Source organism: Liquorilactobacillus nagelii DSM 13675 (assembly GCF_019444005.1).
In the GTDB taxonomy this organism is placed as follows: Bacteria; Bacillota; Bacilli; order Lactobacillales; family Lactobacillaceae; genus Liquorilactobacillus; species Liquorilactobacillus nagelii.
Window position 1 is genome coordinate 439,271 of the sequence record NZ_CP049304.1, and the last position, 15,915, is coordinate 455,185.

A 15,915-nucleotide genomic window follows, 5' to 3' on the forward strand; every position below is an offset into this window, starting at 1 on the left:
TCATGCGTTTACTGATATCAGGTGGTGGAACAGGTGGGCATATCTATCCTGCCTTGGCATTGATTGAACAATTGAAAAAAAGAGATCCTCAAGCAGCGGTTTTATACGTTGGAACACACCGTGGATTAGAAAATAAAATTGTTCCAGCAGCTGGCATTGATTTCAAAACAATTGAAATTCAAGGATTTAAACGTTCTTTGTCATTGGAAAACTTTAAGACAGTTTATCTGTTTTTGAAAAGTGTTGAAACGGCCAAAAAAATAATTCGTGATTTTAAGCCGGATGTAGTTGTTGGAACTGGTGGTTATGTTTGTGGAGCAGTTGTTTATGCGGCAGCGAGAATGCATATTCCAACTTTTATTCACGAACAAAATAGTATTGCTGGAGTAACTAATAAATTTTTAAGTCACTTTGTTGATCGAATTGGAATTTGCTTTCCTGAGGCGGCTAATGAATTTCCAGAAAAAAAGGTTGTTTTCACCGGAAATCCTCGAGCACAACAAGTAGCAAATATTCAACCGACTAATTACTTAGAAAAATTAGGATTAAATCCAAACAAACCAACGGTCTTAATTTTTGGCGGTTCCCGTGGAGCTCGACGAATAAATGAAGCAACGGTGGCAGCTTTAAAAAATTTTGCTGATAAGCCATATCAAGTCTTGTTTGTGACGGGGAGTGTTCATTATCAGAAAATCAAACAATTAATCAATAATTTACCAACTAATGTTGTTGTAGAACCCTATATTGAAAATATGCCACAAATTTTACCAGAAATTAGTTGTATTGTTGGTCGCGCAGGAGCCACCAGCTTGGCGGAAATTACCGCGTTGGGAATTCCATCAATTTTAATTCCAAGTCCTTATGTAACACATGATCATCAAACACACAATGCACAGAGTTTAGTAAAAATTTCAGCCGCAGTAATGATTCGTGAAGATCAGTTGGACGAGGCGATTTTGACTAAAGAAATTGATCGTTTGTTGGCGGATCAAAAATTAAGAAGTCAAATGGCAAAAAAAGCCAAAACAGCAGGAGTACCAGATGCAGCAGATCAGGTGTTGCGCCAATTGCAAGCAATAAGCAAATAAAAGAGGTGTTGGGGAATGGCAGGTAAAAAGAAAAACAAACAAATTATTAAAACCTCAGTTCCTCTGACCCCATGGGAAAAAGCTCAGATTGAACGAAAACAGCAAAATAGTAGAAAAAGATTCGACTTTTTGCATAAAAAAAGAATTGGCAATAAACTACCAGAATTAGTTGCCTTGCACCACAAGCGGTTAAAAAGGGCTCTAATTCTTAATTTGTTGGGATTTACAATTTTACTGCTTGGTTCACTTTATTTTATTTCACCTTATAGCAAAATTACTGAAGTTGACGTACTAGGGCTCTCTCCAAAGTTGGAAAAACAAGTTATCAAGTTCAGTGGATTAAAGTCTGGCGATTATGTAGTAGGAGCTTTTCTCAAACAGAAAAAATTGGAAAAACAACTTCGAAAAAAAATGCCAGAAGTAAAGCAGGTAAATTTCTCAATCACAGGCAGAAACGTTCAGTTTAAACTTATTTTTAATCGTAACCTGGGGTATGTAGAAAAAAATAATCAATTTTATCGTTTAGGACTGAATGGCAAAATCTCACATTTGGCTCATTCAAGCCCTCAGGGAAACACACCACTTTACGTTGGATTTGCGGATCAAAAATTGTTAAAGACAACTGTCCAACAAGTTCAGCTATTGTCGCCTAAAATTGTCCGCGCGATCTCGGAAATTCATGCAGAACCAACTAAAACTGACCAGCAGAAACTGCATCTCTATATGAACGACGGGAACCAAGTTTTGGCGACAACCACTAGTTTTGCTCGGAAAATGAAATACTATCCTGAAATTAAGGCACAAACTTCAGGTAAGGTAATGATTGATCTTCAAGTCGGTGCATTTTCTTATCAGTTGAATTAGTAATTTTGATAAAATGTAATTTTTCTGCAACCTGAAACGTGTAATATTGCTAATGGGTGTGGTAAAATTAAACTATCGAAATGAATGATAAATAATATCTACAAAACTTGTTTTTTGATTAAAATTTGAGAGAAGGAGGCTCAATTGATGGAGAAATCTGGAATATATGTCGGATTAGATATTGGGACAACTTCAATCAAAGTGATAGTTGCGGAATATCTAAAGGGCCAGCTTAATATTATTGGTGTTGGAAGTGAACGTTCCGATGGCCTTAGTCGTGGGGTTGTGATTGATATCGATCATGCTGTTAAGGCAATCAATCGAGCGATTACCCAAGCCGAAGAAAAGGCCAGTTTAAAAATTAAGGATGTTCAAGTTGGATTACCGGCTAATTTACTTGAAATTGAACCGTGCAGCGGTATGATAGCTGTTAATAAACAAGGTGATGGGGCTAAGGAAATTAATTCGCAAGATGTAATGCGAGTGACTAGGGCAGCCTTAATTCAACAGTTACCACCTGAAAGGCAAATAGTTGACGTTATTCCAGACGAATTTACAGTGGATGGATTTGACGGAATTAAAGATCCCCGCGGCATGGTTGGCGTCCGCTTAGAGATGAAGGGCGTTGTTTACACTGGCCCGAAAACAATTCTGCATAATACTTTAAGTTGTGTTGAACGTGCAGGTTTACATGTTACTGATGTTGTGGTCGCTCCGTTAGCTTTGGCAAGTTTAGCATTAACCGATGGTGAACAAGATTTTGGTTCAGTATTGATTGATTTAGGAGGCGGGCAGGCAACTGCTGCAGTCGTTCACGATCACAAGTTGAAATATACATATGTTGATCAAGAAGGTGGACAGTTTATTACCAAGGATATTTCGGTTGTTTTAAATACTTCATTAGGCAACGCAGAAAAAATAAAGCGCAACTATGGCTATGCAGCCGGCTTTTTAGCTCCTAAGGATGAAACTTTTAATGTTGAAGTTGTTGGTCAAGCCGATCCGGGAGAATTCACAAGTGAATATTTAGCGGAGATTATTGAAGCAAGACTAACACAAATTTTTAATCGCTTGAAAACTGTGCTGAATGATATTTCAGCTTTACAATTACCCGGTGGAATTGTCATTACAGGTGGTCAGGCTGCCTTACCGGGCGTTAAGGATTTGGCTGAAGAAGTATTTGAGACAAATGTCCGGTTGTTTGTCCCTTCACAAATGGGATTGCGGCACCCTTCTTTTACTCAAGTAATTGGTTTAATTGAATATAGTGCGCATCAAAGTGAAATTGTTAGAGTTGTCAAAAAAGCAGTTTTTCCTGAAATGGAATTACCCGCAAGCATTTCACCAGAAAGTGGTCGGCAAGCCGAAACAGATGAGCTGGAAAATCAAGTGAGGCAAGAAGAAGTTTCACAGGAAAAAGTTGACCGTGATCATAAAGGAACATTTGATGGTATAAAAAAATTTTTCAGTACTTTTTTTGATTGATAAATGGAGGTAAAAGGCATGGAGTTTTCACTGGATACAAATGAAAATACAGGTGCAAATATTAAAGTTATCGGTGTTGGCGGAGCTGGTGGCAACGCTGTTAATCGCATGATTGCTGATGATGTCAAAGGAGTTGAATTCATCGTTGCAAACACTGATGTTCAAGCTCTTAAAGGATCAAATGCTGAATCTAAAATTCAGTTGGGGCCAAAATTAACTCGTGGTCTTGGAGCGGGTTCAAATCCTGAAATTGGTAACAAAGCCGCTCAAGAAAGCGAAGAAGCTATCGCTGAAACACTTAAGGGTGCTGATATGATTTTTGTAACAGCCGGAATGGGTGGAGGAACCGGAACTGGAGCCGCTCCGATTATCGCTAAAATTGCTAAGGAACAAGGTGCCTTAACAGTTGGAGTTGTGACACGCCCATTTAGTTTTGAAGGACCCAAACGTGCACGTTATGCAGCCGAAGGTGTTTCACAAATGAAAGAACACGTGGATACTTTAGTAATTATTGCTAATGACCGTTTGTTGGAAATCGTTGATAAAAAGACGCCAATTATGGATGCATTTAAAGAAGCAGATAACGTTTTACGCCAAGGGGTTCAAGGAATTTCTGATTTAATTACTTCACCGGGTTATGTTAACTTAGATTTTGCTGATGTAAAAACAGTAATGGAAAATCAAGGCTCAGCTTTAATGGGGATTGGTTCAGCAAATGGTGAGAATCGAACGGTTGAAGCTACTAAAAAAGCAATTTCATCTCCTTTACTAGAGGTTTCAATTGATGGTGCGGAGCAAGTCTTGCTCAATATTACTGGTGGTCCTGATTTGAGCTTGTTTGAGGCACAAGATGCATCTGAAGTTGTTGCGCAGGCTGCTACCAGCGATGTGAATATTATTTTTGGAACCTCCATCAATAATGAGCTGGAAGATACAGTAGTTGTAACCGTGATTGCAACAGGAATTGACAAAAAGAAACGTGAAAGTAAAATTCAGCGACGAGCAAACTTTAACCCAGTAAGACCGACCAGAAATGAACAAACAACTTCAATCGAAGAAGATTCATCAGAAACAAAACCACATCAAGTTTCAGAAAATGATCCCCTTCATGATTGGGATTTACGTCGGGAATTTTCCGATAATAAGCGGGAATCTCAAGAACGGCAAGTTGATTTTGATAATGTTGAGAAAAAGAAGTTTGACGTTTTTAAAATGGATACGGCACAAGAAGAAAATGAAAGTGAAGCTGATGATTTAAATAAGCCACCATTTTTCAGACACCGTCGTAAGTAAATTTATTCCAAATAAGGGGTGATTTCAATGGGAATTGGTAACAAGATTAGCCGCTTTTTTGGTGTCGAAGCAGAAGAGTATGATGAAAATACTTTTCCAGAAGAACAAGCTGTTAATTCAGAGCCAGTTTTTGCAACACACGGTCAGAAGGTGGTTTCAATTACTGATAAAGGTCGAACAGGTGCTGAAAAGAAAATCGCACTCTTTGAACCAAGAATTTATTCTGATGTGAAGTCAATCGCTGGAAAACTAATTAGTGATCAGGCGGTAGTTGTAAATTTCCAGCGAATGGATGATGACCAGGCTCGCAGAGTTGTTGATTTTCTGACTGGAACTATTTTTGCAATTAATGGTGAAATTCAACGAATCGGTGATCAAATTTTTCTATGTACACCACGGGGATTTGCAGTTGAAGGAAGTTTGGCTGGTAACTTTGATAATGATGAATTCAGTTAGGAGTGTCTAGTTGCTAATTTTAACAATAATTAATCGACTATTTGAATTATACTCTTTGGCATTGGTGATATATGTATTAATGTCATGGTTTCCAAATGCGCAGCAAAGTCGCTTTGGACAATTATTAGGGCGTTTTTGTCAACCATATCTAGATTTTTTTGATCGTTTTATTCCGCCGATTGGGGGAATTAGTTTTTCACCAATTGTTGCACTTATAGCGTTGCAGTTTATTCAAAATGGATTAGTGTTAGTTGTAAGCATGTTTTTTTGAGAGGGTAAAGGTTTGCAATCAGAAGCAGTTTATCAACATTTTCGTTCAGAAGAAGCACCTTTAATAGCTGAATTTAGCGATTTAATTAATCAAGCTGAAAGTGAATATCGCCCAATTCTAACAAACTTTTTAGATCCGCGGGAGCGGGTGATTATTGCTGCTTTATTGCCAGATAATGGTTTAGTAAAATTTAAAAGTTGGGGCGGATTTAAAGATGCAGAACGACAGCGGGGAATTTTTTACCCAACTTATTTTAAACCAAGGCAAGATGATTTTGAATTAACCCTACTCCAATTGCGTTATCCAATTAAGTTTGCGCAACTTAAACATAGTCAGATTTTGGGAACAATTTTGGGAAGTGGCTTACAGCGTCAAGTTATTGGTGATATTATAACTGATGATCAACAATGGCAAGTAGTTGTTGATCAAAAAATTGCTCAGTATTTGATTAATCAAGTAGATCGGATTGGTCGCACTAAGGTCAAATTTGAAACTACATTATTAAGTCAAGTTCTTTCACCAGCAATTGACTGGCAAAGAGCTGAAATTTCAGTTTTATCATGGCGATTAGACACAGTGTTAGCAATGGTTTTTCATTTTTCACGTAAAAAAGCTAAGGAACTTTTGGCGGCTGATAAAGTTCAATTAAACTGGTCTCGTTTAAATCGACCAGATACGCAATTGAAATTACAGGATGTTTTATCAGTGCGTGGATATGGCAGAGTAAAATTAGTTAGTACAACAGGTGTTTCTAAACGCGGACGAATTCATTTGCAAGTAGATATTTTAAAAAAATAATACATAGCTGGAGGTGTTGGGGATATGGCATTGACCCCGTTAGATATTCATAATAAAGAATTTCGTGTAAAATTGCGTGGTTATGATCAAGATGAAGTAAATGATTTCTTAGACCAAATTATCAAAGATTATGAGATGACTCTCAAAGATAATAGTCGTTTGACGGAATCACTGAAGCAAAATCAGGAAAAATTAAAGTATTTTAACGATCTAAAAGATTCATTAAATCAATCTATTATTGTTGCACAAGAAGCCGCTGATCGCGTGAAATCTAATTCACAGCGTGAGGCTGACATCACTAAACGTGAAGCTCAGAAACAAGCAGAGGATGTAATTTCTGAGGCTCATGAGAAAGCCCATGAGATTATTGAACAAGCTTCACAAAAAGCAAAGAGATTAATTTTTGAAACGGACGATTTGAAAAAACAAGCACGTATTTTCCGTCAGAAGTTACAAGTTATGTTGGAATCACAGTTGGAAGTCGTTAAAGGAAGCGAATGGGACGATATTTTGCGTCAGGGGGATACTAGCGACTATGAAGCAATTCAAGAAGTAATTCGTCGCGATGAAGACCTTGACAAGCAGGCAGCTAAGGCAGTACAATCAGTCTCAAACAGTGAAACTGTTGAACCGACTGATGATGAAGCTGCAGCATTAGTATCAGAAGATTCAACAAAAAAGGCAGTTGTTATTTTCCCTGATGAGGAAGATGAAGGACAGCACTTTTCTGAGGATTCACAAAAGAAATAGTTAATTAAAGCAGAACAAGATTAATTTAGCAGATGGTTTAGAGAGTCGACGTTTTGGTGAAAAGTCGAACCCAACACTAAATTGATTATCATCTGCTCAAGAAAGTAAAACTGAACCAAAGTAGGTTTTGCCGGTTCATAACCGTTAACCAATGTTAGAGAAGAATACAGTATTAACATTGTGTTCTTAAATCTGGGTGGTACCACGAAGAATTCGTCCCTTTACGGACGGGTTCTTTTTTATTTTTCGAAAGGGTGATCAAATGCGAGTCAAAGAAACGTTAAATCTAGGTAAGACTAAATTTCCAATGCGTGGAAATTTACCAGTACGTGAAGTAGAGCGACAAAATGAATGGGAAGAAAATAAAGTTTATGAGCAACGTCAAAAGCTAAATGAAGGTAAACCAACATTTGTATTGCATGATGGACCGCCATATGCAAACGGAAATATTCATATGGGACATGCATTAAATAAAATTTCGAAAGATTTTATTGTCCGTTCAAAATCAATGATGGGATTCCGTAGTCCATATGTTCCAGGATGGGACACGCATGGCCTGCCAATTGAACAACAATTGAAAAAGGCTGGAGTCGATCGAAAAACTTTATCAGTTGCTGATTTTCGAGAAAAATGTCGTGAATATGCTTTGAAGCAAGTTGACAAACAACGTGCCGATTTTAAACGCTTGGGTGTAGCTGGTGAATGGGATAATCCTTATTTGACACTAGATCCAAAATTTGAAGCTCAAGAAATTCGAGTTTTCGGCAAAATGGCTGAACGAGGCTTGATCTATAAAGGCAAAAAACCAGTTTTTTGGTCATGGTCTTCGGAGTCCGCTTTAGCCGAAGCTGAAGTTGAATATCATGATGTGACATCACCATCAGCATTTTATGGTGAAAAAGTGATTGATGGTAAAGGAGTTTTGGACGAGAACACCTATTTAGTTGTTTGGACAACTACACCATGGACAATTCCAGCTTCTGAAGGAATTACGGTTGATCGGGATTTTGATTATGCATTGGTTAAACCAGTCGGTGAAGAACGTAAATTTGTTTTGGCAGCTGAATTAATTGAGAAATGTGCCGAGTTATTTGGTTGGCAACAGTATCAAGTTGTTAAAACATTCAAAGGTCAAGACTTGGAATATGTAACCGCACAGCATCCTTTTTATCCTGAACGAAAATTGTTGACCATGTTGGGCGACTTTGTAACTTTAGATGCAGGGACTGGATTGGTTCATACAGCTCCTGGCTTTGGTGAAGATGATTTCAATGTTGGTAAACAATACGGTTTGGATATTTATGTTCCAGTTGATGATAAGGGCTACTTGACACCGGATACTGGTAAAGATTTTGCAGGTGTTTTCTATGATGATGCTAATGAAATTTCACTTAATAAATTAAAAGCAGCTGGACTATTACTGAAGTACATGCCAATTGAACATAGTTATCCCTTCGATTGGCGGACCAAAAAACCAATTATTTTCCGAGCAACGCCGCAATGGTTTGCTTCAGTTGACAAAATTCGAACAGAAATTTTGGATGCAATTGATGAAGTTAAGTTCTTCCCAGATTGGGGTCAAAAACGCTTGCATAATATGATTGCTGATCGTGGCGATTGGGTAATCTCGCGTCAACGCGTTTGGGGTGTTCCATTACCAATTTTCTATGGTGAAGATGGTGAAGCAATTATTACCAAAGAAACGGTTAACCATGTTGCCGACTTAATTGAAGAAAATGGGTCAAATATTTGGTTCCAACGCGAAGCTAAGGATCTTTTGCCAGTTGGTTTTACTAGTGAACATTCTCCTAATGGTAAGTTCACTAAAGAAAATGACATTATGGATGTTTGGTTTGACTCAGGCTCATCTCATCAAGGAGTACTGGCCGCACGGGATTATTTAACTTACCCATGTGATATGTATCTTGAAGGATCTGATCAGTATCGCGGCTGGTTTAACTCAAGTTTGATTACCAGTGTAGCTGTTTCGGGTCACGCACCATATAAACAGGTTTTGTCACAAGGATTTACGCTTGACGGTAAGGGTCGTAAGATGAGTAAATCTTTAGGAAATACAATTGTTCCAGCTAAAGTTATTAAACAATTTGGTGCTGAAATTATCCGTCTATGGGTGTTAAGTGTTGATTCGTCGGCTGATGTTCGGGTTTCAATGGAAAGCTTTAGCCAAATTTCAGAAGCATACCGGAAGATTCGCAATACAATTCGTTTCTTGTTAGCTAATACAACTGATTTTGAACCAGAAACTGATCAGGTATCATTTGAAGAAATGGCTTCATTGGATCAGTATATGGAAATTAAAATTAATCAGTTTACCAAAGAAGTGCTTGATGGTTATGCTCAATATGATTTTATGAATATTTATAAAAAATTGTTGAATTTTGTGACAAGCGATTTATCCGCATTTTATCTAGATATTGCAAAGGATGTTGTGTATATTGAAGGTGAAGCAAGTCAACGACGTCGTTCAATGCAGACAGTTTTGTATGATGTTGCAGTTCGATTAACTAAATTGTTGACACCAGTTTTACCACATACGACAGAAGAAATTTGGCAATATTTGAAAGAACCGGAAGACTATGCACAATTGGCTGAAATGCCAGAAGTTGCCCACTTTAATGATGAAGCCAAAAAATTGGCACTGTGGGGAGAGTTTATGGCAGTTCGTAGTGATGTCTTTAAAGCTTTGGAAACGGCACGCAATGAAAAATTAATTGGTAAGTCATTTGAAGCACATGTTACCTTATTCTTAAAACCGGAAGATCAGGAACATTTGGCTGCACTTGAAACTGATTTACGGCAGGATTTAATTATTTCAGCGTTGGACATTCAAGATTTTGAAGCTGCTCCAGCAAATGCGATCAAGTATCGTGATCGAGCCGTTTTGGTTGAACATGCCGCGGGGGAAGTTTGCCCTCGTTGCCGAATGATTAGAACTGACGTGGGCAGTGATGCTAATTTACCACAACTATGTGGGCGCTGTGCTAAATTGGTTGAAACTGAATATCCTGCAGCTTTGACAGATGGCTTAACAGATTAAATAAATTTTGTTTCTATAAGAGAAGAGGGCTGGACAAAATATTGTCACAGTCCTTTTTGGTTAGGTAAAGTTTTTCTCAGTAAGGGGTTTTCAAATAAAAAGAAGGCCGCTATCCTTCTAATTGAATCAACTAAAAACAAGGAGAAGGAGCGGCCCTCTATGACTGAAATTGTATCAGAAATTGTGGAAATTTTAAAGAGTTCAAATGATTTATTGGAAGCAGAGCTTAAAATTCTACGATTATTTTCAAGCTTATTATGCGAAGCGTTAGGAACTTCTTTAGAACAGTTGGATCAAGAGTTAGAAAAAGATGCAAATGTAAAAGTGCTGCGACGGGATCAAAGGACAATTCAGTTTCTTTTTGGTGAAGTAACTTTTAAACGTCGGTTGGTAGAAGAAACAGGTGGTTATCATGTCTATTTGTTAGATAGACATTTAGGAATCAAGCCACGCAAACGCTATTCACCTTTACTATTAGCGCGAGTATCGGGCTTAGCTTCCAAGGGGGTTATGCGCACGGTGGCAAGTGCAGTAAATTTATTGACTCCAATATCAATGAGTCATCAAAAAGTTGCCGGTGTTATTAAAGAGGCTGGTGCACGGATAGATAATTATCAGCGGCAGCAGGGAATAAATGATACTGTGGGAAAAAATAAACCAATGATTCTTTATCTAGAAGGCGATGCCTTCAGCGTTAAGCAGCAAGCATTTCATCATAATCGACAAATAAGGAATCTTTTTGTCCATCGTTTTCAGATTTATGAAGGGATACGAAAGAATGGGAAGCGCCGCGAACTGATTAATCGTCATATCATCAGTAGTCTTGATCGTCAACAGGCAATGAAAGAAGTAAGTGAATATCTACAGGCTCATTATGATTTAAAGAAGACGATAATTATTTCTGGAAGTGACAATGGCAGTGGTTATGAAGCTGAGGTATTCAAAGAGTTGGCACCAGATTGTCTTAAGCAAGAACATTTTTTGGATCAATATCATTTGAACCGTAAGCTTCAGGAAAGACTTAGTTTTGATTTTGAGTTAATAAAGCCGATGAAGAAAGCTGTTTATTCTTGGAATTGGGATCAGGTAAGAGTGATTTTAGATACTGCGGAAAGCAGAATAACAAAAGAAGATCAAGCTGGTCAAGAAAAGCGAATGGCATTACGGAAACTAGAGAATTACCTAAAGCGGAATTGGCAATATATTAAGCCAGCAAAGTTACGAGGGGTAAAGAAGCCCAATGGATTAGGAAGTTGCGAAAGTAACCATCGTCGATACACCTATCGTTTAAAACGTCAAGGAAGATCATGGAGTAAGGCCGGGTTAAAAGCAATGTTGCGAATTATTGATGCGCAACAGAATGAAGGATTGGTGGAAGCAATGAGATTTAAGGAATTGGCAAAACGATTTACCCATCAAGTTAAGGACAAATTATCAAGTCTCAAGCTTTTTGAGAAAGTCCAGGCACCGCATATAGGAGTTCTGCAAGGTAGGATAGTTCAAGATGCGCCAAGCAGTTCGGCGATTGGAAGACTAGCAAAGATCTTTTAGAATAGTTAAGATGAGAAAAGATTCAATTTTTGGAACTACCGAGAGAAACTTGACACATACTCCTTTTTGAGTGCTTTTAACTGAATGTTGTATAATATGATATTATATGAACAGAATCTGATTGTTGATAATTCAAGCAAGATAACACGGAGGAAATAGTATGAAGTTACTCAAGGTTCATGGTTCAGGAAATGATTTTTTTATTTTAGATCAGCAACAGTTTAAGCAGCCGCTAGCTGAAAGTCAATTGCAGTTGCTAGCAGAAAAAATTTGTAATCGAAAAACTGGTTTGCATGGTGGAGCAGATGGTGTCTTGGCAGTTGGTGCTAGTTCAAAGGAATCAGCCGCAGTTGGCAGAATGCGAGTTATCAATGCTGATGGCAGCGAAGCTAGTATGTGTGGTAATGGATTACGGACAGTTGCTCGTTATTTAAGTTTGCAAAACCAGCAGGCAACTTTTAAGGTCCAAACAATGTATGCAGATTTGCAAGTTAAACAATCTACCGATTTTGCGCCACAAGTAAAGGTTTTTGCTGCAGAAATTTCACCGGTCAGTTTTGCTGCTAAAGATTTGAAAATGCATTTTGCAGGGCGAGAGAAATTAATTAATCAGGAATTACCAGAAATAGCAACTGATTTTAAATTTTCAGCTGTTGCGGTACCTAATCCTCATTTGATTGCTTTTGTAAGTCATCAGCAATTGATTGGTTCTAAATTAGGTGAGATTGCCAGCTATCTAAATGATGGCAAAAATCCATATTTTCCTGATGGAGTTAACGTCAGTTTTGTTGAAATTTTGGCAGAAAATAAAATTTTTGTTAGGACTTATGAACGTGGTGTGGGTTACACCAATGCTTGTGGTACAGCAATGTCAGCTGCTAGCTTAATGTATGTTTTATTATATCAGCCGCAAAATTTTGAACAGCAAATCGAAGTTCAAAATCCTGGTGGAATGGTTAAAACAGTGGCACATCAGCGTTCGAATAAATCTTACTGGATTTCATTGATTGGCAATGCAACCTTTGTAGCCAAGGTGACTGTTCCACTGGCTGATGCACTTCAAGGAGATTTTAAGGCAATTACTTGGGAAGAAACTGGTGAACAACAGGCTTATGAAAACTTTGTCAGGGGGTTGAAAAAAAGTGAACTTTGAAGAAAAGGTATTAACCACTAAATCAATTTATCATGGTCGAATCATTAATTTGGAAGAACAAACGGTTGAGCTTCCCAATGGTCAAACAGCACAGCGAGAAATTGTCCGTCATCACGGTGCTGTTGCCTTACTCTGCTTAACTGCGGCTCAAGATAAGCTGATTTTAGTCCGGCAATGGCGACAACCATTAAGCAAGACGACTTTAGAAATTCCAGCAGGGAAAATCGAGATTAATGAAAGTCCCTCTGTAACAGCCGAACGTGAGTTGAACGAGGAAGTTCGACTGACAGCAAAAAGATTGGAAAAAATTGCTGTTTTTTACACTTCCCCTGGTTTTGCGGATGAAAAAATGTATTTGTATTTAGCTCATGATTTACAACCAGTGCAAAAAAAATTACCACAAGATGCAGATGAATTTTTAGAATTGGTTGAATTAACTATGGAAGAAACTGATCAGGCTGTAGAGCAGGGTGAAATTTGTGATAGCAAAACTTTAATGGCAGTTTGGTATTGGAAATTGCTTCAGACTCAAGCGAAAGGATGATTTATTGAAACTTTCCCAATTTTTTAGACAGCACCATGGTCGTCATTTGGAAGAAACGCCGGGTGAAGAAAAGCCAATTGAATCTAATGAAACTGTTGATGAAACTAACTATAGTCGGACAGCTCATCTAAGGCAAACTAAAGCAGAAAAAGTGAACGCCAGTCATCAGCGATTGGCCCGTCGCTTAAATTGGATAATCTTTTATTTGGTAGTAGCAATTATTTTAGTATATTGCTTTATGATTTTTATTAATTTCTAAAGAGGGTTAAATTATGAAATATGGTATTTTGTGTGCAATGGAAGAAGAAATTAAGGATTTGCGAGCATCCTTAACGGATTGTCAAGAAACGACAATTGCCGGAATTGATTTTTATGAAGGTTATTGTCAGCAACAGAAGGTCGTTTTAACTCGTTCAGGAATTGGCAAAGTTCAAGCGGGAATGACGACAGCCTTATTGTTTGCTGAATTTCAGGTTGATGCAGTGATTAATTCGGGTTCAGCTGGTGGAATCGCAACGGGATTACAGGTAGGTGATGTAGTGATTGCTGATCAAGTTGCGTATCATGATGTTGATGCAACTGCTTTTGGATATCATATTGGCCAATTGCCACAGCAACCGGTTAGCTTTGCAGCTAATCAAATGTTAGCACGTCAGTTAGAACAAGCTGCTGCTAGAACTACTTTGAATGTTAAAAAGGGTTTAATTGTTTCTGGCGATCAATTTGTTGCTAGTGAAACGGCTATTGCAGCAATTAAACAAAATTTTCCGAATGCTCTAAGTTGTGAGATGGAAGGGGCAGCAGTTGGTCAAGCAGCCCATCAATTTAAAAAACCTTTTGCAGTTGTTAGAGCAATGTCAGACACAGCTGATGGGCAGGCCAGTCAATCATTTGATGAATTTGTAATTGAAGCTGGTCATCGTTCAGCAGCGATGATTTTGAATTTTTTGACTGATCAAGCCCAATAATTTAGAAATAACAGGCAAGTAAACAAGGAGTAATAATCGTGGAACATATTTATTTAGACAATGCGGCAACGACTCCGATGGATCCAGCCGTCATTGAGACAATGACTCAGGCCATGAGGACAGTTTTTGGTAATGCATCCAGTGTCCACTTTTTTGGTCGCCAGGCACGTAAAGTTTTGGATGATAGTCGGCATTTAATTGCTCAATCAATTAATGCTACCCAAGATGATCAGATTGTTTTTACTAGCGGTGGAACTGAGAGTGATAATACGGCAATCATTGAAACAGCCTTAGCTCGTCAAAGTCAGGGAAAACATTTGATTTCGACTGCGATTGAACATGAAGCTATTTTAAAACCTCTGAAATATCTAGAAGGGTTGGGGTTTGAAGTAACTTATTTACCAGTCGATCAGCAGGGGTTAATTTCCTTGGCAGATTTAAAAGAGGCATTGCGACCGGATACGACGCTAGTTTCGATTATGATGGGAAATAATGAAGTTGGTAGTCATCAACCAATTCATGAGATCGGCCAAATTGTGGCTGCCTCAAACGCATGGTTTCATACAGATGCAGTTCAAGCTTATGGACTATTAGATATTGATGTGCAAGCAGATCAAATTGACTTGCTCTCAACTTCAGCCCATAAGTTGAACGGGCCCAAGTTTTTAGGCTTCCTTTATCGCTCGAATCGGGTTAAAATTCCTTCACTAATTAAGGGTGGCGATCAGGAATTAAAACGTCGAGCAGGGACAGAGAATATTCCAGCAATTGCTGGCTTTGCTAAGGCGGTGTCGTTATTGGATTCAAAGACAAAAGCAGTAAAACAAGCTAAATATGCTGAATTACAGCAACAATTATTGCGGGGATTGAAAACCAATGGAGTTGATTTTGCTGTTAACGGCGGACAGTCACCAGACAAATTGCAGCATGTTTTGAATTTGTGGTTTAAGGGATGCCAATCAGTTCCATTATTGACAAATTTGGATTTGCATGGGATTGCGGCTTCTGCTGGTTCAGCTTGTACTGCGGGTAGTGTTGAACCATCACATGTTTTGACTGCTATGTATGGTGCAACTAGTCCGCGACTGCAAGAATCACTGCGATTTAGTTTTGGCAGCCAGAACACAGCGAAAGATATTACTTATCTAGTTGATGTTTTAACAAAAATCACTCAGAAATTGAAACGGAGTTAATAAAATGGCCTACGAAAAGCAAGTAAAATTACTGGGAGATCAACGACTTTTTGAGTTGAATCCGGCAGTTAAAAAATATACGCTGCGCGATATTGGTTTTGTTGAGTCTAAAAATGGTCGATTTGTGCTAGAGCGGCCACTAGATGTTAATGCTGGCTTTAACAATAGTTTCAAACTTAAAATGGCAATCAGTTCTGATTTAAGAACATTTAAATTAACGACAACGAGTGCGAATGGTTTACAGGAAGTTAATCTATTCAAAAAAGATGATTCTCAACTTTTGGAGCAGTTAGACTATGTTTTGCACCAGTTAATAGAAAGAAAGGTCATTCAATTAATAAGCTGACTGAAGAACTTAACTTGTCAAACTTACTGATGCTCGCTATAATTAAATCTACTGAAATAACGCGACCTTCAATCGTGGATTCAGAATCTAAATGAAG

General features: G+C 38.1%; 16 protein-coding genes and 1 other annotated feature. All 16 genes read left to right on the forward strand.

The genetic code is table 11. The features are described 5' to 3' along the window. The first annotated feature begins 2 nt into the window (after positions 1 to 2). The gene (gene murG, locus G6O73_RS02355; RefSeq protein WP_057886918.1) at positions 3 to 1,088 is read left to right on the forward strand and encodes an undecaprenyldiphospho-muramoylpentapeptide beta-N-acetylglucosaminyltransferase; all 1,086 of its coding nucleotides are present in this window, start codon (positions 3 to 5) and stop codon (positions 1,086 to 1,088) included. A gap of 15 nt (positions 1,089 to 1,103) precedes the next feature. Beyond that, on the forward strand, positions 1,104 to 1,952 hold the full coding sequence (locus G6O73_RS02360; protein WP_057886919.1) for a cell division protein FtsQ/DivIB: 849 nt from the start codon (positions 1,104 to 1,106) through the stop codon (positions 1,950 to 1,952). A gap of 147 nt (positions 1,953 to 2,099) precedes the next feature. After that, on the forward strand, positions 2,100 to 3,437 hold the full coding sequence (gene ftsA, locus G6O73_RS02365) for a cell division protein FtsA (RefSeq protein WP_057886920.1): 1,338 nt from the start codon (positions 2,100 to 2,102) through the stop codon (positions 3,435 to 3,437). 18 nt (positions 3,438 to 3,455) lie between these two features. Further along, complete coding sequence (gene ftsZ, locus G6O73_RS02370; RefSeq protein WP_057886921.1) at positions 3,456 to 4,730, forward strand: cell division protein FtsZ; 1,275 nt, start codon at positions 3,456 to 3,458, stop codon at positions 4,728 to 4,730. A 27-nt stretch (positions 4,731 to 4,757) separates the two neighbouring features. After that, positions 4,758 to 5,186 (forward strand): cell division protein SepF, encoded by a 429-nt coding sequence (locus G6O73_RS02375; RefSeq protein WP_057886922.1) that lies wholly within the window; start codon positions 4,758 to 4,760, stop codon positions 5,184 to 5,186. Positions 5,187 to 5,196: 10 nt separating this feature from the next. Beyond that, on the forward strand, positions 5,197 to 5,457 hold the full coding sequence (locus tag G6O73_RS02380; protein ID WP_057886923.1) for a YggT family protein: 261 nt from the start codon (positions 5,197 to 5,199) through the stop codon (positions 5,455 to 5,457). Between the two features lie 12 nt (positions 5,458 to 5,469). Further along, entirely contained in the window at positions 5,470 to 6,255 is a 786-nt protein-coding gene (locus G6O73_RS02385; protein WP_057886924.1) for a YlmH family RNA-binding protein, read from the forward strand. A 24-nt stretch (positions 6,256 to 6,279) separates the two neighbouring features. Further along, positions 6,280 to 7,005, forward strand: coding sequence for a DivIVA domain-containing protein (locus G6O73_RS02390; RefSeq protein ID WP_057886925.1), 726 nt, complete (start codon positions 6,280 to 6,282; stop codon positions 7,003 to 7,005). Then, positions 7,000 to 7,229: a binding site (T-box leader), on the forward strand. (Overlaps the previous gene by 6 nt.) Positions 7,230 to 7,267: 38 nt before the next feature. Further along, positions 7,268 to 10,063, forward strand: coding sequence for an isoleucine--tRNA ligase (gene ileS, locus G6O73_RS02395; RefSeq protein ID WP_057886926.1), 2,796 nt, complete (start codon positions 7,268 to 7,270; stop codon positions 10,061 to 10,063). A gap of 159 nt (positions 10,064 to 10,222) precedes the next feature. Beyond that, positions 10,223 to 11,614 (forward strand): ISLre2 family transposase, encoded by a 1,392-nt coding sequence (locus G6O73_RS02400; protein WP_219935191.1) that lies wholly within the window; start codon positions 10,223 to 10,225, stop codon positions 11,612 to 11,614. 160 nt (positions 11,615 to 11,774) lie between these two features. Further along, complete coding sequence (gene dapF / locus G6O73_RS02405) at positions 11,775 to 12,767, forward strand: diaminopimelate epimerase (RefSeq protein WP_057885732.1); 993 nt, start codon at positions 11,775 to 11,777, stop codon at positions 12,765 to 12,767. Next, complete coding sequence (locus tag G6O73_RS02410; RefSeq protein WP_057885733.1) at positions 12,757 to 13,311, forward strand: NUDIX hydrolase; 555 nt, start codon at positions 12,757 to 12,759, stop codon at positions 13,309 to 13,311. Before dapF ends, G6O73_RS02410 begins: the two co-directional genes overlap by 11 nt. Positions 13,312 to 13,315: 4 nt before the next feature. Further along, on the forward strand, positions 13,316 to 13,570 hold the full coding sequence (locus tag G6O73_RS02415; protein ID WP_057885734.1) for a hypothetical protein: 255 nt from the start codon (positions 13,316 to 13,318) through the stop codon (positions 13,568 to 13,570). Between the two features lie 13 nt (positions 13,571 to 13,583). After that, positions 13,584 to 14,279: a 5'-methylthioadenosine/adenosylhomocysteine nucleosidase gene (locus tag G6O73_RS02420; RefSeq protein WP_057885735.1), complete on the forward strand. Its 696-nt coding sequence runs from the start codon at positions 13,584 to 13,586 to the stop codon at positions 14,277 to 14,279. A gap of 38 nt (positions 14,280 to 14,317) precedes the next feature. Continuing rightward, a complete protein-coding gene (locus tag G6O73_RS02425; RefSeq protein ID WP_057885736.1) occupies positions 14,318 to 15,472 on the forward strand; it encodes a cysteine desulfurase family protein in 1,155 nt (384 codons plus the stop codon). Between the two features lie 4 nt (positions 15,473 to 15,476). After that, positions 15,477 to 15,818, forward strand: a complete 342-nt coding sequence (locus G6O73_RS02430; protein WP_057885737.1) for a cysteine desulfurase — start codon at positions 15,477 to 15,479, stop codon at positions 15,816 to 15,818. Positions 15,819 to 15,915: the final 97 nt, after the last annotated feature.

Bases quoted from the DNA above. Each gene is read 5' to 3' on its own strand.
- murG (WP_057886918.1), top strand. From the start codon at position 3: ATGCGTTTACTGATATCAGGTGGTGGAACAGGTGGGCATATCTATCCT.
- G6O73_RS02360 (WP_057886919.1), top strand. From the start codon at position 1,104: ATGGCAGGTAAAAAGAAAAACAAACAAATTATTAAAACCTCAGTTCCT.
- ftsA (WP_057886920.1), top strand. From the start codon at position 2,100: ATGGAGAAATCTGGAATATATGTCGGATTAGATATTGGGACAACTTCA.
- ftsZ (WP_057886921.1), top strand. From the start codon at position 3,456: ATGGAGTTTTCACTGGATACAAATGAAAATACAGGTGCAAATATTAAA.
- G6O73_RS02375 (WP_057886922.1), top strand. From the start codon at position 4,758: ATGGGAATTGGTAACAAGATTAGCCGCTTTTTTGGTGTCGAAGCAGAA.
- G6O73_RS02390 (WP_057886925.1), top strand. From the start codon at position 6,280: ATGGCATTGACCCCGTTAGATATTCATAATAAAGAATTTCGTGTAAAA.
- ileS (WP_057886926.1), top strand. From the start codon at position 7,268: ATGCGAGTCAAAGAAACGTTAAATCTAGGTAAGACTAAATTTCCAATG.
- G6O73_RS02400 (WP_219935191.1), top strand. From the start codon at position 10,223: ATGACTGAAATTGTATCAGAAATTGTGGAAATTTTAAAGAGTTCAAAT.
- dapF (WP_057885732.1), top strand. From the start codon at position 11,775: ATGAAGTTACTCAAGGTTCATGGTTCAGGAAATGATTTTTTTATTTTA.
- G6O73_RS02420 (WP_057885735.1), top strand. From the start codon at position 13,584: ATGAAATATGGTATTTTGTGTGCAATGGAAGAAGAAATTAAGGATTTG.
- G6O73_RS02430 (WP_057885737.1), top strand. From the start codon at position 15,477: ATGGCCTACGAAAAGCAAGTAAAATTACTGGGAGATCAACGACTTTTT.